General features: G+C 64.4%; 22 protein-coding genes and 1 tRNA gene. 13 read left to right on the plus strand and 10 right to left on the minus strand.

Annotation, left to right across the window (positions count from 1 at the left end; all coding sequences use genetic code 11):
• Positions 1–7 precede the first annotated feature (7 nt).
• On the plus strand, positions 8–1,585 hold the full coding sequence (locus tag NCS03_RS03800) for a GDSL-type esterase/lipase family protein (RefSeq protein WP_250528781.1): 1,578 nt from the start codon (positions 8–10) through the stop codon (positions 1,583–1,585).
• A 19-nt stretch (positions 1,586–1,604) separates the two neighbouring features.
• Here NCS03_RS03800 and NCS03_RS03805 read toward each other — a convergent pair whose 3' ends face one another.
• The 5 genes from NCS03_RS03805 to trxB all read right to left on the minus strand — a co-directional run bounded on the left by NCS03_RS03805 (position 1,605) and on the right by trxB (position 5,377).
• Complete coding sequence (locus NCS03_RS03805; protein ID WP_008350991.1) at positions 1,605–1,928, minus strand: rhodanese-like domain-containing protein; 324 nt, start codon at positions 1,926–1,928, stop codon at positions 1,605–1,607.
• Positions 1,929–1,982: 54 nt separating this feature from the next.
• A complete protein-coding gene (locus NCS03_RS03810; RefSeq protein WP_008350990.1) occupies positions 1,983–2,636 on the minus strand; it encodes a protein-L-isoaspartate O-methyltransferase family protein in 654 nt (217 codons plus the stop codon).
• A gap of 143 nt (positions 2,637–2,779) precedes the next feature.
• Positions 2,780–3,400, minus strand: coding sequence for a trimeric intracellular cation channel family protein (locus tag NCS03_RS03815; protein WP_008350988.1), 621 nt, complete (start codon positions 3,398–3,400; stop codon positions 2,780–2,782).
• Positions 3,390–4,226: a Smr/MutS family protein gene (locus NCS03_RS03820; RefSeq protein ID WP_008350985.1), complete on the minus strand. Its 837-nt coding sequence runs from the start codon at positions 4,224–4,226 to the stop codon at positions 3,390–3,392. Before NCS03_RS03820 ends, NCS03_RS03815 begins: the two co-directional genes overlap by 11 nt.
• A 155-nt stretch (positions 4,227–4,381) precedes the next feature.
• Complete coding sequence (gene trxB / locus NCS03_RS03825) at positions 4,382–5,377, minus strand: thioredoxin-disulfide reductase (RefSeq protein WP_008350982.1); 996 nt, start codon at positions 5,375–5,377, stop codon at positions 4,382–4,384.
• 354 nt (positions 5,378–5,731) lie between these two features.
• Here trxB and NCS03_RS03830 point away from each other — a divergent pair, with 354 nt between their 5' ends.
• Together NCS03_RS03830 and lolA are read left to right on the plus strand one after the other, a co-directional pair.
• Positions 5,732–8,047, plus strand: a complete 2,316-nt coding sequence (locus NCS03_RS03830; protein ID WP_250528782.1) for a DNA translocase FtsK — start codon at positions 5,732–5,734, stop codon at positions 8,045–8,047.
• A 26-nt stretch (positions 8,048–8,073) separates the two neighbouring features.
• Positions 8,074–8,754 carry an outer membrane lipoprotein chaperone LolA gene (gene lolA, locus NCS03_RS03835; protein WP_081851844.1) on the plus strand — a complete coding sequence of 227 codons (681 nt, stop codon included), beginning with the start codon at positions 8,074–8,076 and terminating at the stop codon, positions 8,752–8,754.
• 23 nt (positions 8,755–8,777) lie between these two features.
• On the opposite strand, the gene NCS03_RS03840 is transcribed toward lolA, so the two are convergent.
• On the minus strand, positions 8,778–9,680 hold the full coding sequence (locus NCS03_RS03840) for a LysR family transcriptional regulator (RefSeq protein ID WP_250528783.1): 903 nt from the start codon (positions 9,678–9,680) through the stop codon (positions 8,778–8,780).
• A gap of 115 nt (positions 9,681–9,795) precedes the next feature.
• On the opposite strand from NCS03_RS03840, the gene speB reads away from it, so the two are divergent.
• Positions 9,796–10,821: an agmatinase gene (speB, locus tag NCS03_RS03845; protein ID WP_175981751.1), complete on the plus strand. Its 1,026-nt coding sequence runs from the start codon at positions 9,796–9,798 to the stop codon at positions 10,819–10,821.
• A gap of 3 nt (positions 10,822–10,824) precedes the next feature.
• Here speB and cytX read toward each other — a convergent pair whose 3' ends face one another.
• Positions 10,825–12,153 (minus strand): putative hydroxymethylpyrimidine transporter CytX, encoded by a 1,329-nt coding sequence (gene cytX, locus NCS03_RS03850; protein WP_250528784.1) that lies wholly within the window; start codon positions 12,151–12,153, stop codon positions 10,825–10,827.
• Positions 12,154–12,313: 160 nt separating this feature from the next.
• Between cytX and NCS03_RS03855 the strand changes: the two genes are divergently transcribed.
• The 3 genes from NCS03_RS03855 to NCS03_RS03865 all read left to right on the plus strand — a co-directional run bounded on the left by NCS03_RS03855 (position 12,314) and on the right by NCS03_RS03865 (position 15,236).
• The gene (locus tag NCS03_RS03855; RefSeq protein ID WP_034471382.1) at positions 12,314–13,630 is read left to right on the plus strand and encodes a replication-associated recombination protein A; all 1,317 of its coding nucleotides are present in this window, start codon (positions 12,314–12,316) and stop codon (positions 13,628–13,630) included.
• Positions 13,631–13,745: 115 nt separating this feature from the next.
• Complete coding sequence (gene serS / locus NCS03_RS03860; RefSeq protein WP_008350969.1) at positions 13,746–15,044, plus strand: serine--tRNA ligase; 1,299 nt, start codon at positions 13,746–13,748, stop codon at positions 15,042–15,044.
• Between the two features lie 101 nt (positions 15,045–15,145).
• Positions 15,146–15,236: transfer RNA gene (locus NCS03_RS03865), tRNA-Ser, on the plus strand.
• A gap of 79 nt (positions 15,237–15,315) precedes the next feature.
• On the opposite strand, the gene NCS03_RS03870 is transcribed toward NCS03_RS03865, so the two are convergent.
• Positions 15,316–15,666, minus strand: a complete 351-nt coding sequence (locus tag NCS03_RS03870) for a hypothetical protein (RefSeq protein WP_250439253.1) — start codon at positions 15,664–15,666, stop codon at positions 15,316–15,318.
• A 249-nt stretch (positions 15,667–15,915) separates the two neighbouring features.
• Between NCS03_RS03870 and map the strand changes: the two genes are divergently transcribed.
• From map to minE, 5 genes are all read left to right on the plus strand, one after another.
• Complete coding sequence (gene map, locus NCS03_RS03875; RefSeq protein ID WP_008350964.1) at positions 15,916–16,698, plus strand: type I methionyl aminopeptidase; 783 nt, start codon at positions 15,916–15,918, stop codon at positions 16,696–16,698.
• Positions 16,699–16,871: 173 nt separating this feature from the next.
• The gene (locus NCS03_RS03880) at positions 16,872–17,396 is read left to right on the plus strand and encodes a GNAT family N-acetyltransferase (protein ID WP_008350962.1); all 525 of its coding nucleotides are present in this window, start codon (positions 16,872–16,874) and stop codon (positions 17,394–17,396) included.
• A gap of 154 nt (positions 17,397–17,550) precedes the next feature.
• Positions 17,551–18,318, plus strand: coding sequence for a septum site-determining protein MinC (minC, locus tag NCS03_RS03885; RefSeq protein ID WP_008350959.1), 768 nt, complete (start codon positions 17,551–17,553; stop codon positions 18,316–18,318).
• 88 nt (positions 18,319–18,406) lie between these two features.
• Positions 18,407–19,222: a septum site-determining protein MinD gene (minD, locus tag NCS03_RS03890; RefSeq protein ID WP_008350957.1), complete on the plus strand. Its 816-nt coding sequence runs from the start codon at positions 18,407–18,409 to the stop codon at positions 19,220–19,222.
• A gap of 9 nt (positions 19,223–19,231) precedes the next feature.
• On the plus strand, positions 19,232–19,486 hold the full coding sequence (gene minE, locus NCS03_RS03895; RefSeq protein WP_008350955.1) for a cell division topological specificity factor MinE: 255 nt from the start codon (positions 19,232–19,234) through the stop codon (positions 19,484–19,486).
• A 352-nt stretch (positions 19,487–19,838) separates the two neighbouring features.
• Here minE and NCS03_RS03900 read toward each other — a convergent pair whose 3' ends face one another.
• The gene (locus tag NCS03_RS03900) at positions 19,839–20,018 is read right to left on the minus strand and encodes a hypothetical protein (RefSeq protein ID WP_008350954.1); all 180 of its coding nucleotides are present in this window, start codon (positions 20,016–20,018) and stop codon (positions 19,839–19,841) included.
• Positions 20,019–20,278: 260 nt separating this feature from the next.
• On the opposite strand from NCS03_RS03900, the gene NCS03_RS03905 reads away from it, so the two are divergent.
• Entirely contained in the window at positions 20,279–21,463 is a 1,185-nt protein-coding gene (locus NCS03_RS03905) for an OpgC domain-containing protein (protein WP_250528785.1), read from the plus strand.
• A gap of 21 nt (positions 21,464–21,484) precedes the next feature.
• On the opposite strand, the gene NCS03_RS03910 is transcribed toward NCS03_RS03905, so the two are convergent.
• A complete protein-coding gene (locus NCS03_RS03910; RefSeq protein WP_034471371.1) occupies positions 21,485–22,789 on the minus strand; it encodes an MFS transporter in 1,305 nt (434 codons plus the stop codon).
• Positions 22,790–22,873 lie beyond the last annotated feature (84 nt).

Below are 22,873 nucleotides of genomic sequence, written 5' to 3' on the forward strand. Positions count from 1 at the left end.
AGGCGGCGTGAGACGGGCGCTACACACGTTGATCGGGCTTGCGCTCGTCGTTTTTCTGTCCTGGCCCGATACGTCGCATTACTTCGCGCAGGGCGTTATCACGTCCGCGCCGTGGACCGGAACCTGGGCCGCCGCGCCCGATGTCACCGCCGACCGGGGCTTCAACAATCAGACGATTCGCCACGTCGTGCGGACGAGCATCGGCGGGACGGCGGCGCGCATGACGTTCTCCAATCTGTTCGGCACGCAGCCCGTTACGCTCGGCGACGTGCATGTCGCCCGTCGCGCGAGCGGCGCGCGGACGATCGCCGGCAGCGACAAGGCCGCGACCTTCAACGGGCAGACTTATGTGACGATTCCCGTCGGCGGCACCGTCCAGACCGACCCCGTTCCGTTTCAGGTGCCGGCGCTCGCGGACATCTCCGTGAGCTTCCATATTCCGTCGCAGACGCCGCCGGGATCGACCGGGCACGTCGAGGGCTTGCAGGACAACTGGATCGCACCGGGCGACGTCAGCGCGGACCCGGCGTTCACGGGCGGCGTCGTGAACGCGGCGGGCGAGCAGTCGTACTATTTCCTCACCAATGTCGATGTGATGAACGCCGCGGCGACGGGCGCGGTGGTCACCTTCGGCGCGTCGATCACGGACGGAATCGCGTCGACGCCCAACACGAACCGGCGCTGGCCGAACCGCCTCGCGGAGCGGCTGATCCGCTCAGGCATGACGGTCGGCGTGCTGAATCAGGGCATCAGCGGCAACGATTTCTTCACGAACGGTTCGGGCCAAGCCGGGCTGACGCGCTTCGCCCGCGACGTGCTCGCGCAGTCCAACGTCAAATGGGTGATCGTCTCCGACGACGCGGTGAACAATCTCATCAGCGGCAATCCGCCGAGCGCGCAGCAGCTCATCGGCGCGTATCAGCAACTCGTTCACCAGGCGGCCGCGGCGAAAGTGGGCCTGATCTGCTCGACGCTTACGCCCTTCGAAGGCCTCGACGAATGGACACCCGATATCGAGAACACGCGCCAGACGGTGAACGCTTATCTGCGCAGCAAGAGCAGCGGTTGCGATGCCGTGCTGGATCAGGCCGCGGCGCTGGGCCACCCGGCCGGCGCGCACGACTCGACGGCGTTCGCGCGCGCCTACAACAGCGGCGACGACCTTCATCCGGACGATGCCGGCATGCTGGCGATCGCCAATGCGGTCGATCTGGGCTGGTTAGCCGCGCTGCCGCCGATCAACGCGCCGACGGCGTGCGGGCGCATCGCGATGGGCGAAGGCCTTGCGGAAGGGCAATCGATCGCGGCGTGCAGTGGAAACGTGCAGGTGAACTTGCGCGGCGACGGCTATCTCGTCGCGGTGAAGGATGGCGCGACGATCTGGTCATCGCAGGTGAGCGGCACGCCGGGCGTCGAACTGCGCATGCAGGAGGACGGCAATCTGGCGATGTACGACAACAATGGCGCGACGGTCTGGCAGACGCACACGTCGGGCCATCCGGGCGCCTACGCGACTATCTTGCCGAACGGCTATCTCGTCATCTTTTCGGCGCGCGGCACCGCACTCTGGTCGAGCGAGGGATGAAGCGCCGCGCCGAGCGCTTTCAGTACGTCGGAACCGACGGATCGACCTGACGCGACCATGCGTCGATGCCGCCGTAGAGATTGAACGTCTTCGTGAAGCCGCGCGATTCGAGGAACATCGCGACCTGTGCGCTGCGCGCGCCGTGATGGCAGATGCAGACGATCTGCGCTTCGTCGTCGAGTTCTTCGCTGCGTGCGGGGATGTCGCGCATCGGAATCGACACGATGTTGTCCATCTTCGCCGTCTGGATTTCCCAGGGCTCGCGCACGTCGAGCAGAACGGGAGCGGGGCGCGACGAATCGGCGAGCCACGCGGCGAGTTCGGGTGCGGTCAGGTTTTGCATGGAGATTCCGGCAAGATGCGCGCTACCGGATAAGGCCGGCAGCGCGCTTTCGGCTTAGAACTTGAACTGCGACGGATGCACCGCGTTCTTCAGCGGCGCGACGAGCGTTTCGAAGACATCCGACACGCGGAACTGCTTTTCGTCCACGCGCGTGATGATCTGCGCCTTCATGACCGGCGCCGAGCCGACGAACGCCGCGATGCGCCCGCCGATCTTCAGCTGTTCCAGAAATTCCTGCGGCATGACCGGCAGCCCGCCCGACACGCAGATCACGTCGTAAGGCGCGCCCTGATTCCAGCCGAGCGCGCCGTCGCCGGTGATCACGTCGACGTTCGTCACGCCGTTCGCCGCGAGGTTCTGCTGCGCGAAAGCGGCGAGCTCCGGCGAGATTTCGACCGTCGTCACGCTGCGGCCGCGGTGCGCGAGCAGCGCCGCCATGTAGCCCGAGCCGGTGCCGATTTCCAGCACGGTTTCGCCCTTGTGGATCGCGAGTTCCTGCAGGACGCGCGCTTCGACCTTGGGCGACAACATGCGCTCGCCGCCAGGCAGCGGAATTTCGAGATCGGCGAAAGCGATGTTGCGGTACGCGGCGGGAACGAAGTTCTCGCGCTTGACGATCGCGAGCAGGTTCAGGACGTCCTGGTCCAGCACTTCCCACGGACGAATCTGTTGCTCGATCATGTTGAAACGCGCTTGCTCGATGTTCATGTTCTGTGTGCGTGATGGCGACCGGAGCGGCTTGCATCGCGGCCGGATGCGGGGCTAGAAAACTACGCGATTGTAGCAAATCGAAGGGTTTTCCCGCCTGCTTTGCGCCCGACCTGCGCCCGACGCGCTGGCCTCCCGTGCGGCTAATGCGGCAGGCGGATATCGAACTTGAAGGTGATGAGCCGCGCGATCAGGATGAACGCCGTCGAAAATAGCACGTTGTAGATCGTGTCGACGTCGAGCCGTTCGAGCCCGAGATACATCCAGCATCCGGCGAACGCGCAGACCGCGTACGGGCGCGAGTCGCGCAGGATCAGCGGAATCTCGTTGCAGAGCACGTCGCGCAGCACGCCGCCGAACACGCCGGTGATGACGCCCATCATCGTCGCGGTGAAGGCCGGCATCTGGGCGTCGAGTGCGATCGACGTGCCCGACACGCTGAAGAGTCCGAGCCCGATCGCATCGGTGACGAGCAGCGCGCGCTGGTCGAAGAGGCGTGACGTGACGCGCAAAAAAAGCGGCGCGAAGATCGCCATCGCGAAGATGAACAGCACGTAGTCCTGATGCTCGACCCAGTAGAAGGGCCGGCGCGAGAGCAGCACGTCGCGCACCGTGCCGCCGCCGAACGCGGTCACGAGCGCGACGAGAAACGCGCCTACCGCGTCGAGCCGGCGCTTGCGCGCCTCGATGAGTCCGGAGAAGGCGTACGCGAAAATCGCGAGCGCCTCCATGATGGTGATGGCGAGGGTGAGTCTAGGATGCACTGTCCGGCCCCGGATTGCTGTTCTTGCCGAGGCTCCGGTCCTGCGACTTGTCCTGCGGATGATTGTGATGACGCGGCGTGCCGCCCGGCTGCAGCAGCACGAGCACCGCGCCCGCGCCGCCGTCGTGCGGCCGCGCCTGACAGAACGCAATCACCTCCGACTTCTGCACGAGCCACGCGCGCACCTTGCCCTTCAGCACCGGCTCCTTGCCGATGGACCCGAGCCCTTTCCCGTGAATGACGCGCAGGCAGCGCAGCCCGCGCTTCACCGATTCGCGGATGAACTCCGCGAGCGCCTCGCGCGCTTCCTCGCGGCGCATGCCGTGCAGATCGAGCTGCGCCTGCACGATCCACGCCCCGCGCCGCAGCTTTCTGACGACTTCCTGGCTGACGCCCGGACGATAGAACGACAGCGTTTCGTCGATGTCGAGCAGGCTTTCGGGATCGTATTCGTCGGAGAGCGCTTCCTGCAGCACCGCTTCTTCGTCGCGGCGGCTCTGCAGCGGCACGGGCGGCGGCGGTACGCGCGTGACGGTCGTGCGCGGCGGCGTCTTGAGCGGCTCGATTTCGCCGATCGCGCGACGGAACTCGTCGGCATCCGCGACGGCTTCCCGCTCGGCGCGCGCCGCCGCGACCCGCTGGACTTCGCGCTTTTCGGCGTCGGCCTTCAGCGCGCCCTTCAGCGACGACAGACCCGACAGGCCTTCGCGTTTCACGGCGGCGGCGACATCGCGCGCATCCACCGGTTTTTGCGCGGGCGCGGCCGGGCGCGGCGCTTCCTTGCGACGGACTTTCGGTTCGTTCGGATGAGGGAGATTCTTCGGCATCGTTCGGCCAGCGGAATGGGTCGGGGATCGGACTCGGCGCGCCGCGCGCCGGCGTCGCCGCTGAAACGACGGCACGCGCGCGCCGAAACGAAAACGGGCCGGCGGAGTGAACCGTGGCCCGTCGTTGCTGCATTCTAGCGGCTCGCGCCGCCCGATCAGCGGTCGGCTTCGTGGCTCATCGAATGCGGCGTCGGCGTTTCGTCGATGGTTTCGAGATAACGCTGCGCATCGAGCGCGGCCATGCAGCCCGTGCCCGCGCTCGTGATCGCCTGGCGATAGACGTGATCCTGCACGTCGCCCGCCGCGAACACGCCGGGGATGCTCGTCGCGGTCGCGTCGCCGCTCGTGCCGCCCTTCGTGATGATGTAGCCGTTCTTCATCTCGAGCTGGTTGACGAAGAGATCGGTGTTCGGCTTGTGGCCGATCGCGACGAACACGCCTTGCAGCGCGATGTCGGTCGTCTTGCCCGATTGCGTGTCCTTGATGCGCAGGCCGGTGACGCCGGACTGATCGCCGGTGACTTCGTCGAGCACGTGATTCCACTTGATGTCGACGATGCCTTCCTTCTCCTTCGCGAGCAGGCGGTCGATGAGAATCGGCTCGGCGCGGAACTTGTCGCGGCGATGCACGACCGTGACCTTCTTCGCGATGCCCGCGAGATAGATCGCTTCCTCGACGGCCGTATTGCCGCCGCCGATCACCGCGACTTCACCGTTGCGATAGAAGAAGCCGTCGCACGTTGCGCAGGCCGACACGCCCTTGCCCATGAACGCTTCTTCCGACGGCACGCCGAGATATTGCGCCGATGCGCCCGTCGCGATGATGAGCGAATCGCAGGTGTACTCGCCGGAATCGCCGATCAGACGGAAAGGGCGCTCGTTGAGCTTCGCGGTGTGGATGTGATCGAAGACGATCTCGGTGTTGAAGCGGCGCGCGTGTTCCTCGAAACGCTGCATCAGTTCGGGGCCTTGCACGCCCGACGGATCCGCCGGCCAGTTCTCGACGTCCGTGGTGGTCATCAGCTGGCCGCCTTGCGCGAGGCCGGTGATGAGCAGCGGCGACAGGTTCGCGCGCGCGGCGTAGACGGCGGCGGAGTAGCCGGCGGGGCCGGAACCGAGAATCAGCACTTTGGCGTGTTTGGGCGAAGACATGATGATGGTCCGTTATTGATGGTTTCGGATGCGCGCCTCGAGGCGCGCGAGCGATTGCCTGCGACGCAGCAATCTCGACGCCCGGTACATCCGATGAACCGTATTTGAGTGCAAAACGACGATTATAAAGGCGTCGGAAAAAGCCTTCCGAATGAACCTTTCAATCGGATTGATAGCCGCGCCGGGCCGAAACCGCGACATGACGCGCGCGTGACGAGTGTTACAGGTTGCAAGAACGCGCCGGTTTTTGCGCCTTTCACCGCAATGCAGCGTTTACAATAGTTCACCGTTCCATGCCGCTCTTGCGCAACAGGCGCGAGCCGCAAAAAAGCGATACAAAGCGACACCGAATCAATGGCCAAAGCTACCTATTCCGCGAGCCCGCAGGCATTGCCGCACCGCATGTCGCGGCTCTTCACCGAGATTCGCTGGATTCTCCAGGTCGCACTCGGACTGTTTCTCGTCATGGCGCTCCTCTCGTACAGCCGCAAGGATCCGAGCTGGACCCACGCGGTGAGCGTCGATCACATCGCGAACTGGGCGGGGCGCGTCGGCGCGTACACGTCGGACATCCTCCTGCTCGTCTTCGGGCTTTCGTCCTACTGGCTGATCGTGCTGCTCGCGCGGCGCATCATCGCGAATTATCGAAAGATCACGCATCCGCCGGTCGTCGACGAAGACGCGCCGAAAGACCGCACCTGGCTCGCCGAAGCGTTCGCGTTCGTGCTCGTGCTGCTTGCCTCCGACGGCATCGAGGCACTGCGCATGTGGTCGCTCAAGGTGCAGTTGCCGCGCGCGCCGGGCGGCGTCGTCGGCGATGTGGTCGCGCGCCATGTATCGCACGCGCTCGGCTTCACGGGCGCGACGCTGTTTCTGCTGATCGCGCTCGCGATCGGCCTCTCGCTGTATTTCCGCTTCTCGTGGCTGTCCGTGTGCGAGAAGGTCGGCGACGGCATTCTCGATGCGATCACCGGCGCGCAACTGCGCCGCGAAGCCGGACGCGATCGCAAGCTGGGCGAAGCGGCCGCGGTCAAGCGCGAAGGCAAGGTCGTGCGTTCGCGCGAGAAGAGCGAGGATCACGAGCCGGTGATGATCGTGCCCGCCGCGCCCGCGCCCGCGCGTTCCGAACGCGCCGAGAAGGAAAAGCAGGTGCCGCTCTTCAAGGACCTGCCGGGCGATTCCACCTTGCCGCCGCTCGCGCTGCTCGATCCGCCGCCGAAGACGCAGGAAACCATCGCCGCCGATACGCTCGAATACACGTCGCGTCTCATCGAGAAGAAGCTGAAGGACTTCGGCGTCGAAGTGAGCGTGGTCGCGGCGTATCCTGGGCCGGTCGTCACGCGCTATGAAATCGAGCCGGCGACGGGCGTGAAGGGCAGCCAGATCGTCGGTCTTGCGAAGGATCTCGCGCGCGCGCTGTCGCTCGTGTCGATTCGCGTCGTCGAGACGATTCCGGGCAAGAACTTCATGGCGCTCGAATTGCCGAATCAGCGCCGTCAGACGGTCAAGCTCTCCGAAATTCTCGGCTCCGAAGTCTATGCGAACGGCGCATCGCCGCTGACGATGGGCCTCGGCAAGGACATCGGCGGCAATCCGGTCTGCGCCGATCTCGCGAAGATGCCGCACTTGCTCGTCGCGGGCACGACGGGCTCGGGCAAGTCCGTCGGCATCAACGCGATGATTCTCTCGCTCTTGTACAAGGCGAGCGCGGATCAGGTCCGGCTCATCCTCATCGATCCGAAGATGCTCGAAATGAGCGTCTACGAAGGCATTCCGCATTTGCTGTGTCCGGTCGTCACCGACATGCGGCAGGCCGGCCACGCGCTCAACTGGGCGGTCGCCGAAATGGAACGCCGCTACAAGCTGATGAGCAAGATGGGCGTGCGCAATCTCGCGAGCTTCAACACGAAGATCGACGAAGCGAAGAAGCGCGGCGAAAACATTCCGAATCCGTTCAGCCTCACGCCCGACGAGCCGGAGCCGCTCACGCGTCTGCCGAACATCGTCGTCGTGATCGACGAACTCGCCGATCTGATGATGGTCGTCGGCAAGAAGGTCGAAGAGCTGATCGCGCGCATTGCGCAGAAGGCGCGCGCGGCGGGCATCCATCTGATTCTCGCGACGCAGCGTCCTTCGGTCGATGTGATCACCGGCCTCATCAAGGCGAACGTGCCGACGCGCATGGCGTTCCAGGTGTCGTCGAAGATCGATTCGCGCACGATTCTCGATCAGCAGGGCGCGGAGTCGCTGCTCGGCATGGGCGACATGCTCTATCTGCCGCCCGGTTCGGGCCTGCCTGTACGCGTGCACGGCGCGTTCGTGTCGGATGAAGAAGTGCATCGCGTCGTCGACAAGCTGAAGGAGCAGGGCGAGCCGAACTATATCGAGGGCATTCTGGAAGGCGGCCTCGCGGGCGATGGCGACGAAGGCTCGGCGGGCGCAAGCGGAACCGGCGGCGCCGATGGCGAGTCGGACCCTTTGTACGATCAGGCGGTCGAGGTCGTCATCAAGAACCGTCGCGCGTCGATATCGCTCGTGCAGCGGCATTTGCGCATCGGATACAACCGGGCGGCGCGTTTGCTCGAACAGATGGAGAACTCGGGGCTCGTGTCGGCGATGTCGTCGAACGGCAACCGCGAAATCCTCACGCCGGCGCGCGACGCGGAATGACCGCGCGTTATATGGAGAACATAAGCATGAAGCAGTTTACGGGGCGCAGTTTCGTCAAGGCATTCGGCACGGCGCTGGTTTCGGCGTCGATGCTGGTCGCATCGCACGCATTCGCGAGCGGCACGGAGCAATTGAAGGCGTTCGTGTCGCAAGTCCACGCGGCGCGCGGCGACTTCACGCAGCAGGAAATCAAGGCGCCCGGCAAGACCAACAACGGCGCGACGTCCACGCAAGTGCCGACCAAGGGCGCAGCCTCCAGCGGCACGTTCATGTTCGCGCGGCCGGGCAAGTTCATCTGGTCGTATCAGAAGCCGTATTCGCAAATTCTCCAGGCCGACGGCGACAAGCTCTACGTCTACGACAAGGATCTGAACCAGGTCACGGTACGCACGCTCGGCGGCGCGCTCGGTGCGAGCCCGGCGGCGATTCTCTTCGGCAGTAACGATCTGGAAAAGAACTTCAACCTGCGCGACGCGGGGGAGAAGGGCGGCATCGACTGGCTCGAACTCACGCCCAAGGCGAAGGACACGCAATTCGAGACGGTCGGCATCGGCTTCAAGGACGGCAACCTGCAGGCGATGGAACTGCACGACGTTTTCGGCAACGTGACGCTGCTGACGTTCTCGAACATCCAGAAGAACCCGCCCATCAAGAGCGATACGTTCAAATTCACCGTGCCGAAGGGCGCGGATGTCATCAACGGCTGAGGTTTCAGGTCCGGCCGCGCGCGTCAGGCGTGCGCGGCTTGCATGTCCTCGACGAACGCTTCCACGATTTCCCGTTTCGCGCTGCCCGAGCGTTCAGCGCGCGTGACCATCTGAAACGCGACGCGATAGCGCATCGCTTTCGGGTTCAATGGCGCGAGCAACCCTTCCTTCACGTAGGGCGCGGCGAAATGCTCGGGCAGATAGCCGAGATGCCGGCCCGACAGCACGAGCATCGCGACGGCCTCCATGTTGTCCGCGACCGCCCCGATATTGCGCGGCGTCAGCTCGCCCGCTTCCGGCAGCGGATAGCTGCGCCACGCCCAGTCGTGCTCGAACGCTTCTGGTACGGCGACGCGTCCCGCGCGCGCGAACAGCGGATGCTCGCGTCCGCAATACGCGAGTTGATCCTCCGCGAAAATTTCGGTGTATTCGAGCGACGGCACGCGATGCCGGAAGTATCCGATCGCCATCTGGATGCGTTCGGCGAGCAGCATCTCTTCGAGTTCACCGGGCGAGCGCACGAGCACCGCGAAGCGCACGGATTCGTCGCGCTGCCGGAAACGCGCGATCGCCTCGCTGACGCGCGCGTTCGCGCTGACAGGCGTGTTGCCGATCATCCCGAGCGTCAGCGTGCCGACGAGCTTCTTGCCGACATTGCGCGCGGTCGAATCGAAGGTGTCGATGGCCGCGAGCAGCGTCCGGCACGCCTCGACGAACGGCTCGCCGCGCGAGGTCAGCGCGAAGCCGCCGCGTCCGCGCTCGCAAAGCCGGTAGCCGAGCCGCGTTTCCAGCGTCGCGAGCTGCGTGCTGATGGTCGACTGCCCGACGTTGAGCGTCGCTTGCGCGGACGAGACGCCGCCCGCATCGACGATGGCGAGAAACACGCGGATCAGGCGCAGATCCAGATCGGAAAGGTGAGTGAACATGGCCGCCGTCGATACATCGATAAATATCGATGTTAAGTTGATTTCTTCGCCATTTTATCTCCGCGGGAAAGCGGCTATTAATTGTCGGATCGACCACCCGCCGCCATTCGACGCCATGAATCCTTCCTCGCCTTCGTCGCTTTTCGCTCCAGCCGAACACTTCGATTCGCATTTCCTCGAACAGCGCGCCGAGCGTCCGCAGCCGCTTTCCGGCAATCAGATGCCGCGCTGCGGCGGCATCACGACGATGATGCGTCTGCCGCACGTTCAATCGGCGGAAGGGCTGGATGCCTGTTTCGTCGGCGTGCCGTTCGATCTCGGCACGTCGAATCGCACGGGCGCGCGCTTTGGCCCGCGTCAGGTGCGCAGCGAGTCGGTGCTGCTGCGTCCGTACAACATGGCGACGCGCGCCGCGCCGTTCGATTCGCTGCGCGTGGCTGATATCGGCGATGTCGCGATCAATCCGTACAACCTGCTCGATTCGATCGACCGCATCGAGCGCGCGTATCGCGAAATCCTGAAGCACGGCTGCAAGCCGCTGACGCTCGGCGGCGATCACACCATCGCGCTGCCGATCCTGCGCGCGATTCACGCGAAGCACGGCAAGGTCGGGCTGATTCATATCGACGCGCACGCGGACGTCAACGACACCATGTTCGGCGAGAAGATCGCGCACGGCACGCCGTTTCGCCGCGCGGTAGAAGAGGGCTTGCTCGATTGCTCGCGCGTCGTGCAGATCGGGCTGCGCGGCACGGGCTACGAAGCGGGCGATTTCGACTGGTGCCGCGAGCAGGGCTTTCGCGTCGTGCAGACGGAGGAATGCTGGAACAAGTCGCTCGTTCCGTTGATGGACGAAGTGCGCGCGCAGATGGGCGATGGGCCGGTGTACATCACCTTCGATATCGACGGCATCGATCCCGCGTTCGCGCCCGGCACCGGCACGCCGGAAATCGCCGGGCTGACGGTGCCGCAAGCGCTGGAGATCGTGCGCGGCGCGCGCGGGCTGAACATCGTCGGCGCGGATCTCGTCGAAGTCGCGCCGCCTTACGATCCGTTCGGCACGACCGCGCTGCTCGGCGCGAACCTCGCGTTCGAGTTGCTGTGCGTGCTGCCGGGCGTGGAGTATCGCGCGGCGAAATAACGCTTACGCGTAGGCGCGACGTCTGCCCGACACGAGCAGCAGATAGCACACCGCGCCGAGTGCGAGCGCGGGCAGCGTCGCGCCGAGATTCGGCAGCCATTGGTTGATCGCGTGATACGCCGCGATCCCGATGCCCCATGCGATGAACGCGCTGATGTGCCATCCGCCGGAGAAGCCATAGCGGCCGTTGACATCGGCGAGCACGGCCGCTTCGATGCGGCGCTTGCGCACGATGAAGTGATCCGCCAGCACGACGCCGAAGAGCGGCGCGAACACCGAGCCGATCAGCAGCAGGAAGTTCTGATACTTGCCCATCTCGACGACGAGCGCGACGAGCGTGCACAGCGCGCCGAACGCGCACGAGAGCAGCGGCACGCTCGCGCGCGCCCAGAACGTGCCCGTCGATACGGCGGCGGAGTGGATATCGGCGAAGGCGTTGTCGGTTTCGTCGATCAGGATCAGGAAGAGCGCGAGCCCGCCGCCCGCCTGCGCGAACGCGGTCGTAAGAAGCGCATCGCCGCCGCCCGCCGCGAGCCCGTAGATCGCGCCGAGCGCATAGAACCACAGATTCGCGATGCCGTAGCCGAGAAGCGTGCCGCGGAACGCGCCGCCCGCGCTCTTGCCGAAACGCGTGTAATCGGCGATCAGCGGCAGCCACGACAGCGGCATCGCGACGACCAGATCGATGCCCGCGCCGAACGCCATTTCGCCGGTGCCGGGACGCGCCATCAGCGCGGCGAGATCGTGCTTCGCGAGCAGATTCCAGGTGAGCCAGCCCGCGCCGCCGAGCAGGAGCCAGATTCCCCACGTTCGCAGAAAGCGGCGCACGAAGGAGAGCGGGCCGCTCACCGCGAGCAAGGTAGCGAGCGCGCCGAAGACGAGCGTCCAGACGAGCGGCATCGAGAGATTGAAGGATTGCTTCGCGAGCGCGTCGGCGGAATCGCGCATCACGATGATCTCGAACGAACCCCAGCCGACGAGCTGGATTGCGTTGAGCACCGCCGGCACCGATGCGCCGCGCACGCCGAGCGTCGGGCGCAGCGAGGACATCGCCGCAAGCCCCGTATCCGTGCCGACGACGCCCGCGAGCGCGAGCAGCACGACGCCGATCACCGTGCCGATGACGATCGCCGCGAGGGCGTGCGGCAGCGACAATCCCGGCACCAGCAGCGCGCCCGCCTGCGCGACCAGCAGGCCGATGCCGAGCGAGAACCAGAGCGCGAAGGCGTCGCTCGTGCCGAATGCGCGCCGCTCCGGCGGCACCGGCGTGAGCGGCGCGTAAGTCGAAGTTTCGCCGTGCGCTGCGGCGTTCGTGGTGTGCTCTTGCCCCATCGGATTGCGTCCTTATATGGATTGTTCAGGCGTGGCCCGCGTTGGTCGCGGCCCTCAGGCTGTCATAATGACCCGATTCTGCGGCCGCGCCGCGCCTTTGCCGAAGCGCGAGATTATCGCCGCGATCCACCCAACTGCGTCAATCTGCATCGCACAGCACATGTTCGAAGAAAACCGTGGCACCGTTCCGCTCGCGGAGCGCCTGCGCCCCCGCACCATCGACGACGTGATCGGCCAGAAGCATCTGCTCGGGCCGAGCAAACCGCTGCGCGTCGCCTTCGAATCGGGCGAGGCGCATTCGATGATTCTCTGGGGCCCGCCCGGCGTCGGCAAGACCACGCTCGCGCGTCTCATGGCCGATGCGTTTCACGCGCAGTTCATCTCGCTGTCGGCGGTGCTGTCCGGTGTCAAGGACATTCGCGAGGCGGTGGAAACGGCGCAGATTCATCGCGCGAACGGGCATCAGACGCTCGTGTTCGTCGACGAGGTGCATCGCTTCAACAAGAGCCAGCAGGATGCGTTCTTGCCGCACGTCGAATCGGGATTGTTCGTGTTCGTCGGCGCGACGACGGAGAATCCGTCGTTCGAGGTGAACAGCGCATTGTTGTCGCGCGCGGCGGTGTACGTGCTGAAGAGTCTGGACGCCGATGAACTCAAGGAACTGCTGGAACGCGCAACGAAGGAACTCGGCGGCCTCACGTTCACCGACGAAGCCCGCGACGCGCTGATCGGTTCCGCCGATGGCGACGGCCGCAAGCTCCTGAACAATCTGGAAATCGTCGCGCGCGCGGCGGCGCAGCAAAAGCAGACGGAGGTCGACGGCGCACTGCTCGGCAGCGCGCTCGCCGAAAACCTGCGCCGCTTCGACAAGGGCGGCGACGCGTTCTATGACCAGATCAGCGCGCTGCACAAATCGGTTCGCGGCAGCAATCCGGACGCGGCGCTCTACTGGTTCTGCCGCATGCTCGACGGCGGCGCGGACCCGCGCTACATGGCGCGGCGCATTGTCCGGATGGCGTGGGAGGACATCGGCCTCGCCGATCCACGCGGCGCGCGCATCGCGCTCGACGCCGCCGAAACCTACGAGCGGCTCGGCTCGCCCGAAGGCGAACTGGCGCTCGCGCAGGCGCTCATCTATCTCGCCGTCGCGCCGAAATCGAACGCCGGCTACAACGCGTACAACGAAGCGCGGCGCTTCGTCGGCAAGGATCAGTCGCGCGGCGTGCCGGTGCATCTGCGCAACGCGCCGACCAAGCTGATGAAGGAACTCGGCTACGGCCACGAATATCGCTACGCGCACGACGAGCCCGACGCCTACGCGGCCGGCGAGACTTATCTGCCCGACGGCATGCGCGATCCGTACTGGTACAAGCCGACGCCGCGCGGACTCGAAGGGAAGATCGGCGAAAAGCTCTCGCGTCTCGCCGAACTCGACGATGCGTGGCGGCGCGAGCATCGCGACGAGAAGAAGCGCTGAAACCGGCGCGGTTCGTTTCGCGCGCGCGCTCGCCGCGTTTCGCCGATCCCGCCCGGCGCGCGATGACCGTGCGCTAAAATCGGCGTTTCCGATTACTTAACAAAGCAGCCCCGCCATGCTCGACATCCAAACCCTCCGCAAAGACCTGGACGGCGTCGCGAAGCGTCTCGCCACTCGAGGCTACACGCTCGACGTCGCCGCGTTCGCCGCGCTCGAAGCCGAGCGTCGCGAGATCCAGACCCGCACCGAAGAACTCCAGGCACGCCGCAACAGCCTGTCGAAGCAGATCGGCGCGATGAAAGGCCGCGGCGAGGACACGTCGGCGGTGATGGCGGAAGTGAGCGGCATCGGCGACACGATGAAGGAATCGGCGGCGAAGCTGGATGAGATCCAGAAGCGTCTGTCGGACCTGATGCTGACCGTGCCGAACCTGCCGCACGAAAGCGTGCCGGTCGGCAACGACGAGACGCAGAACGTCGAAGTGCGGCGCTGGGGCGCGCCGCGTTCGTTCGACTTCGAAGTCAAGGATCACGTCGATGTCGGCGCGCCGCTCGGTCTCGATTTCGAAACGGGCGCGAAGCTCTCCGGCGCGCGCTTCACGCTGTTGCGCGGGCCGATCGCCCGGCTGCATCGCGCGCTCGCGCAATTCATGATCGACACGCATACGGAGCAGCACGGCTACACCGAGGCGTACACGCCGTACATCGTGAATCCGGAGATTCTCTACGGCACGGGCCAGCTGCCCAAGTTCGCCGACGACATGTTCCGCGTCGAGAAAGGCGGCGACGAGAACACGGTCACGCAGTACCTCATCTCGACGTCGGAGATCTCGCTCACCAACACGGTGCGCGACAGCATCCTCGAAGCCGACGCGCTGCCGGTGAAGCTGACCGCGCATTCGCCGTGCTTCCGCTCCGAAGCGGGCTCGTACGGGCGCGATACGCGCGGCCTGATCCGCCAGCATCAGTTCGACAAGGTCGAGATGGTGCAGATCGTGGCGCCCGAGCATTCGTACGCCGCGCTCGACGAGATGGTCGGCCAGGCGGAGACGATCTTGCAGAAGCTCGAACTGCCGTATCGCGTGATTACGCTGTGCACCGGCGACATGGGCTTTTCGGCGGCGAAGACGTTCGATCTGGAAGTGTGGCTGCCGGCGCAAAACACGTATCGCGAGATTTCGAGCTGCTCGAATACCGAGGCGTTCCAGGCGCGTCGCATGCAGGCGCGCTTCCGCAATGCGCAGGGCAAGCCGGAGTTCGTGCATACGTTGAACGGCTCGGGCCTGGCGGTCGGCCGCACGCTCGTCGCGGTGCTGGAGAACTTCCAGAATGCGGACGGCTCGGTGACGATTCCCACAGTGCTGCGTCCGTACATGCGCGGCGCGGAAAGAATCGAAGTTTCCGCGTCGGCCTGATGTTTATTTTCAAAAAGGGGCTTGGAAAGCGCGAAAGGGTTCGATATACTTTCGTTCTTCGTTGAGCAACGACCAGTTCACGAAGACCCGCAAGGGTAGACGGAGAGGTGGCAGAGTGGTCGAATGTACCTGACTCGAAATCAGGCGTACGGTTTTCCCGTACCGTGGGTTCGAATCCCACCCTCTCCGCCAAGACACAAAAACCCCGCAAGTCGAAAGGCTTGCGGGGTTTTGCTTTTGCGGCTCCGCTTCGTCGAGGCGGAGCGCGTCTTCAGGTCGTGCACCTCGCGATATCGAAGCGCAATTCGGGTTCGGGCACGCCGCCATCGTCGCTCGATGACTGCTGCACCTTCACGATCGATCCATAAGCCGAAGGCGTGAGCGTCACGAGCCACGCATTCGAGCCGACCAGCAACTCCGTCGAGCCCTGATCGCGTCGCGTCTGCGCGGACGGAATCATGCGTTGCAGACAACTCGATATATCCGACGCAGGCCGCGCCGACGAAACATGAATCACGGGTTTCGACGCACGCAGTTCGGGATCGCTCGTCGAACTGCAGGCGGCGAGGGTGGCGACGCCCGACAGCACGGCGCAAAGAGAAGCAAATCGATGCAGGTTCATAACACTCCGGCAGGTCAGAAGTCGCGCCACTAAAACACAAACGGTCGCTCATCACAAGATCGAACGACGACGGCGACGCACGTACAAACAACGCGCCCGAAGGCTCGAAATGCAGCGCCGATGCGCCTCCGCGAGCGGAGAGGCTGCGCGGGAGTGCTATCATCGGGCCCATTGTCCTCGCGCGCCGCCTGCGTCGAACATCGGCGAAAAGGCGCGCGCGAGGCGGCACGAACCCATTCGCATTGCTCAATGGCCATCACCCTCAAGACACCCGCCGACATCGAAAAGTTGCGCATCTCCGGCCGCATGGCCGCCGAAGTCCTCGCGATGATCGGCGAATACGTCCGCCCGGGCGTCACCACCGACGAACTCGACGCCATCTGCAATCGCTTCATCGTCAACGAACTGAAGGCCGTGCCCGCTAACGTCGGCTACATGGGCTTTCCGAAAACGATCTGCACGTCGGTGAATCACGTCGTATGCCACGGCATTCCGGGGGCGAAGGAACTGAAGGAAGGCGACATCATCAACATCGATGTCGCGATCATCAAGGACGGCTACTACGGCGACACGAGTCGCATGTACTACGCCGGCACACCGAGCGAGCAGGCGCGCCGCCTCACCGAAACCACCTACGAAGCGATGGTCGCCGGCATGCGCGAAGTGCGTCCCGGCGCGACGCTCGGCGACGTCGGCGCGGCGATTCAAAGCGTCGCGCATCGGGAAGGCTTCTCGGTGGTGCGCGAGTATTGCGGACACGGCATCGGCCGCGTGTATCACGAAGATCCGCAAGTGTTGCATTACGGTCAGCGTGGCGCGGGCCTGCGTCTGAAGCCGGGCCTCGTCTTCACGATCGAGCCGATGATCAATGCGGGCCGCGCCGGCACGCAGCAGTCGCGCGACGGCTGGACCGTGACGACGAAGGACCGCTCGTTGTCCGCGCAGTGGGAGCACATGGTCGCCGTGACCGACGACGGCTTCGAAGTGCTCACGCCGTGGCCGGATGGCACGGGCAGCTATGCAGCGCCATGAGCGCGCGTTCGCCATGCCGTGTGCGTTGTAAAGCACTTTCCCGGATTTAGGAATTGACGGGTTCGCCCGTTCGGTTGAAGCTATGCCGATGGCCCGAGCGCCGGACCGGCCGACAGAGCCGCACGCGTATCCCGCCTGAAAGCCAGAGAGAAATTGTCCGCATGAGCGCCCGCATGAGTCCCTCACTGACCGTCAGCCGCATCGCCGCGCAACAAGGTTCGGTCTTGCGCGAGCTTCGCACGGCATCGCTGCGCGAAGCGCCATACGCATTCGGCGAAACGCTGGAAGATGCGCTGCTCGTCGATCCGTCGTCGTTCGACGACACCGCGTCGCTGCATGCGAGTTCGCCCCGGCTCGCGACGTTTCTGCTCTACACCGAAGGCCATCCTTGCGGTCTCGTGCACGCGTACATCGAAGAGGCGCCGAACGAGCGCGCATTCGTGAGCGCGCTGTGGGTCGCGCCGGCCGTGCGGCATCTGCGTGGCGGCGAACTGCTCGTGAACGTCGCGTCGCGATGGCTCGCGCAGCAAGGCGTCGCAGAGGTGCATGCGTGGATATCCGAGGAGAACCGCACCGCGGTGCGCTTCTACGAGCGCCTCGGCTTCGGTCCCACCGGCGATCGTCGCGCGATGCCGTCTCACGAGCAAGAAGCCGAGTCGCTCTTCGTGCGCCACATGCATCCCGAAGAGGACGACTGAGGCGCCTCCGCTTCGGCTTCGTCTTCGCTTCACGCATGTTCGTCGTGCGCGTTCGTCGCACGCACTTCTCGTTTCCGATAGCTGAAATCGGTCCTAAAAATTATGGCCGTGTGCGACAACGCCTGTAAAATACGCAAAATTTTTGGCCGTTCTTATGTCGCTCAACAAAACGCCCTTCTTCGAACTGCGCAGCGGCTCCGTCGACACGCTTCTCTTCGTCGTCAAGACTCCCGACCTCGATGCCCTGCGCACTGAACTCACGCGGCGCTTCGAAGCGACTCCCGAATTTTTCGCAGGCGATGTCGTCGCCATCGACGTGCGCCGTCTCGCCGAAGGCGAACGTGTCGCGCTTGCCGATCTGGAAAAGGTGCTGAGAGACGTCCGCATGCGTCCGATCGGCATCGTCGCGCTGCCCGAGCAGACGTGGGCGATTCAATGGGCGAACGCGGGCGGCCTGCCTGTTCTCGAAGCACGTGACCGGCGCGGCGCGCCCAAGCCCTCCGTCGACGAAGCGAAGCCCAACACCGAAGCTGCCGCGGTGATCGAAGCCGCGGTCGCGAACACGCCGCCGCCGCCCGCGCTGCCGGCGCCGGCGACCATCATCGATCGTCCGCTGCGCTCGGGGCAGCAGGTCTATGCGAAGGGCGATCTCATCGTCCTCGGGCTCGTGTCGTACGGGGCCGAAGTGATCGCCGAAGGCAATATCCATATCTATGCGCCGTTGCGAGGCCGCGCGCTCGCGGGCGTGCACGGCAATCTCGACGCGCGCATCTTCTGCACCTGTCTCGAGCCGGAACTCATCTCCATCGCGGGCATCTATCGAACGACCGAGAACCCGCTGCCGGCCGACGTGCTCAGCAAGCCGGTGCAGATCTGGCTGAACGAAGAAAAACTGATGATCGAACCGCTGCGTCTGACCTGACGGGTTGCATCGATCCGCGCGCCCGATGCCCTTGGCGCGCGCTCGCAGGCAACGCAAGCGGACTTATTGACGAACACAAGGTACTTGTATGGCAAAAATCATTGTGGTGACCTCGGGAAAGGGCGGCGTCGGCAAGACGACCACCAGCGCGAGCTTCGCATCGGCGCTCGCATTGCGCGGCCACAAGACGGCCGTGATCGACTTCGACGTCGGTCTGCGCAATCTCGACCTCATCATGGGTTGCGAACGCCGCGTCGTGTACGACCTGATCAACGTCATCCAGGGCGAAGCGAATCTGCATCAGGCGCTCATCAAGGACAAGAAGTGCGAGAACCTCTACATCCTGCCGGCATCGCAAACGCGCGATAAAGACGCGCTGACTCTCGAAGGCGTCGAGAAGGTCATCAACGAGCTGATCAAGATGGACTTCGAGTACATCGTCTGCGATTCGCCGGCGGGCATCGAATCCGGCGCGCTGATGGCAATGCACTTCGCCGACGAAGCGCTCATCGTGACGAATCCGGAAGTGTCGTCCGTGCGCGATTCGGACCGCATTCTGGGCATTCTGTCGTCGAAGACCAAGCGCGCGATCGAAGGCAAGGAACCGGTCAAGGAACATCTGCTCATCACGCGCTACAACCCGAAGCGCGTAAGCGAGGGCGAAATGCTGTCGCTCTCCGACATCCAGGAAATCCTGCGCATCGATCTGATCGGCGTGATTCCGGAATCGGAAGCGGTGCTGCACGCATCGAACCAGGGTTTGCCGGCCGTGCATCTCGATGGCACGGATGTCGCGGAATCGTACAAGGACGTGGTGTCGCGATTCCTCGGCGAGGAAAAGGCGCTGCGCTTCACCGATTATCAGAAGCCCGGTTTGCTGCAACGCATCTTCGGCACCAAGTAAGGGGACGCAATGTCGATTCTTTCGTTTTTGCTGGGCGAGAAGAAGAAGTCCGCTACGGTCGCGAAGGAACGCTTGCAGTTGATCATTGCGCACGAGCGCGCGGGTGGCAAAGCCGCCGCCGATTATCTGCCGGCGTTGCAACGGGAACTGGTTGCCGTGATTTCGAAGTACGTGAAGATTTCCGATGACGATATTCGAGTCAGCCTCGAACGTCAGGACGATCTCGAAGTGCTGGAAGTGAAGATCGAAATTCCGCAGGCGTGATGCCGCGTGCGGCGCGTGCTTGCGCGCCGCGTTTATCGAAAGAGCCAGAGTCTCGGGATTCTGGCTCTTTTGCTTGGCGCGTTATCGTTTGCGCGTGTCATTTCGACGCCGCCGATGCGCGGTCGATCAGCGTTTTCCGGGGCCAGAAAAAAGAACAGGCGCGAGGCTTTCGCCGGGCGCCCAAGAAACGCTCCCGCCATAAGCAGGAGCGGAGAGGAGATGAGAGCCGTGCGTTAGGTTCGACGAGCGATCCGACGAACGGCATTACCTGCTCAGAGTGCCCGCGCGGGGGAAAGTTCAACCGATTTGAAATTTTTCTGTAGGTCCGGCGTCTGATGCCGGCGCGCGCGGCTCAGGCGGTCAGCACTTCGAAGGCGAGCACGGCCAGGATCGCGCCGACATTCGCGATGACGGCTTCGACGAGCACGCCTCGCCATGTCGCCGGTCGGAACCTGATCGCGAGCAGCAACGCGGTCGAAAGCGCGATGGCGATCATCGCGACGAGATGAGCGCTCTCAACATGAATACGCATGCCCGGCCTCCTTCTGGTTCGCGGCGCAAGTTTTCCGCGCATCGTTTTTGTCGAACTTCTTTCGAGTATAGGCAGCGGCATATTTACTGGAAAGCGGACAAAAAAGTCATTTTGCCGCCAGCTTGCCGACTGGCACCGAGTGTTAATTTAAATACTCGTTGATTAAGGGAATTTTCCTTTCGGAGCAGGTACAAACCGCGTATGCGCGCCAGCCCGTCCGGCGGCGCGCCGAAACCGCAGGTCCGTGGAGCATTCGCCAGATGACTTCCCCGACGACACGTTCTCTCGAAGTCGATTTCTTTCGAGGAATCGTGCTGCTCATTATCGCGGTCGACCATATAACGGGAAGCGTGCTATCGCGCTTTACGCTGCACCAGTATGCGTTTTGCGATTCCGCCGAAGTTTTCGTGTTTCTCGGAGGTTATGCGTCGGCGGCGGCTTATACGGCGCTTGCGACTCGCCGTAGCGATTCAGCCGCCCGCCGACGCTTTTTCAAACGCAGTTGGGAAATTTATCGCGCGTATCTGTTCACGGCGTTTCTGATGCTGGTCGGCGGCGCGATCCTGATGGCGCTTCAAGTCGACACGCCGATGGTCCAGTACACCGAGTGGCCGAACTTTCTCATGCGGCCGTTCGGCCTTGCGGTCGATATCGTGCTGTTGCGTCAGCAGCCGTATCTGTCGGCGGTTTTGCCGATGTATTCGGTGTTCGCGCTCGCAGTCCCGGCGATCGTGCCGCTCGCGCAGAAGAAACCCGTCATCGCCATTTTCGGCAGCCTGCTTGTGTGGCTCGCGGCCATGCCGCTGCTGCGCTTCCTGCCGGGCACATACGGCGAAGCGTGGTCGTTCAATCCGTTCGCGTGGCAGTTGATGTTCATGACCGGCGTGCTCGCGCGCGTGCAGCCGATCAGCGACGAATTCCACGCCGGCCGATTCGCGCGCTGGCTGACCGCCGGGGCGATCGCGCTGGCGCTGACCTTCGCGTTCGCCAAGCTCTTCCTCGAAACGCAGGCGCCGCCGGGATACATGAAGCAGAATCTCGCGACGCTGCGCATCGTGAGCTTCGCCGCCATCGCGTGGATCGTCGCGCGCGGCGTGTATGCGGGCTGGGTCGGCAAGCTCGCACGCAGGCTGCCGGGCGTCGTCACGATCGGCCAGCAGGGGCTCGTGTGCTTCATCGCGGGCACATGCGTGTCGCTCGTGCTCGATTCGACGCTGCGCGCGATGGGCGTGCTCGGGCTCGGGCGGTATCCGTCGCACTGGATTCTGGGGCTGATCGCCGATGGCATCGCCATCGTCGGCCTGCTTGCGCTCGCGCGCTTCTGGGCGGATCGGAAGGCGGCGAAAGCGGCGCGTGCGAAGAGCGTCGAGCGGCCGGCGCCGCGTATGCCCGTCATCGAGGGCAGGCCGGTCCCGGCGCACGCCACGAACCGGCGCGATCGCTGAGCGCGCCGGTTTCTCTCGTGCTTACTCCAGCGTGATGTGGCGCGTCTCGCGCATACACAGCACGGCGATCAAACTCACCGCCGCAGCCGCCGACACATATCCGCCGACCCACGCGAGCCCGCCGCGATTGGCGAGCAATTGCGCGATGTACGGCGCCACCGATGCGCCCAGAATCCCGCCGAGGTTGTACGCGACGCCCGCGCCCGTGTAACGCACGTTGGTCGGGAAGAGCTCGGGCAGGAGCGCGCCCATCGGTGCGAACGTGACGCCCATCAGAAAGAGCTCGATCGTCAGGAAGAGCGCGACCTGGATTGTGTCGCCGCTGCCGAGGAGCGGAGCCATCGCGAAGCCGGAGAGGATCGCCAGCAGACAGCCGACGATCAGCACCGGCTTGCGTCCGAAACGGTCGCTCGCGATCGCGGAGATCGGCGTGGCGAGCGCCATGAACACCACGGCGAGGCACAGAAGGCCGAGGAAGGTCTCGCGCGCGAAATGCAGTTTGGCCACGCCGTACGACAGCGAAAACACCGTCGAGATATAGAAGAGCGTGTAACAGACGACCATCGCGAACGCGCCGAGCAGCGTCGGCACGAGATGGCGCCCGAGCAGCGTCGCGACCGGCACCTTGACGCGTTCTTCGCGCTCGACGGCCGCGCGGAACGCCGGCGTTTCCGCGATCTTCAGGCGCACATACAGGCCGAGCGCGACCAGCACCGCGCTCACGATGAACGGCACGCGCCAGCCCCAGCTGCGGAATTGCTCATCGGAGAGCGAGAGCGCGAGACCGAAGAACAGACCGTTCGACGCGAGAAAGCCGATCGACGGCCCGAGCTGCGGAAACATGCCGAAGAGACCGCGTTTGCCCTTCGGTGCGTATTCGGTCGCGAGCAGCGCCGCGCCGCCCCATTCGCCGCCCAGCCCAATGCCTTGGCCGAACCGCAGGATGCACAGGAGGATCGGGGCCGCGCTGCCGATCGAATCGTAGCCGGGCACGAAGCCGATGAGCGTCGTCGAGAGGCCCATCACGAGCAGCGAGGCGACGAGCGTCGATTTGCGGCCGATGCGATCGCCGAAGTGTCCGAAGATGAACGAGCCGATAGGCCGCGCGAAGAACGCGATGCCGAAGGTGACGAACGCCGAGAGCGCCTGCGCGGCGGGCGAGTCGTGCGGAAAGAACACCGGTCCGATGACGAGCGCGGCGGCGGTCGCGTAGACATAGAAGTCGTAGAACTCGATCGCGGTGCCGATGAAGCTCGCGAAAATCACGCGGGAAGCGCTTTGGGATCCGTCGCCGGGCTTTGCCGCGGAAAGCGAGGGTGAGGCCATGTTGTCTCCGTTGTCGTGTTGCCTTGGTGCGAAGCATTGTCGCGCGCATCGCCGGGCAAGAGCGATCGGAATGACGAACGATGT

Source organism: Caballeronia sp. ATUFL_F1_KS4A (assembly GCF_023630905.1).
Classification (GTDB): Bacteria; Pseudomonadota; Gammaproteobacteria; order Burkholderiales; family Burkholderiaceae; genus Caballeronia; species Caballeronia zhejiangensis.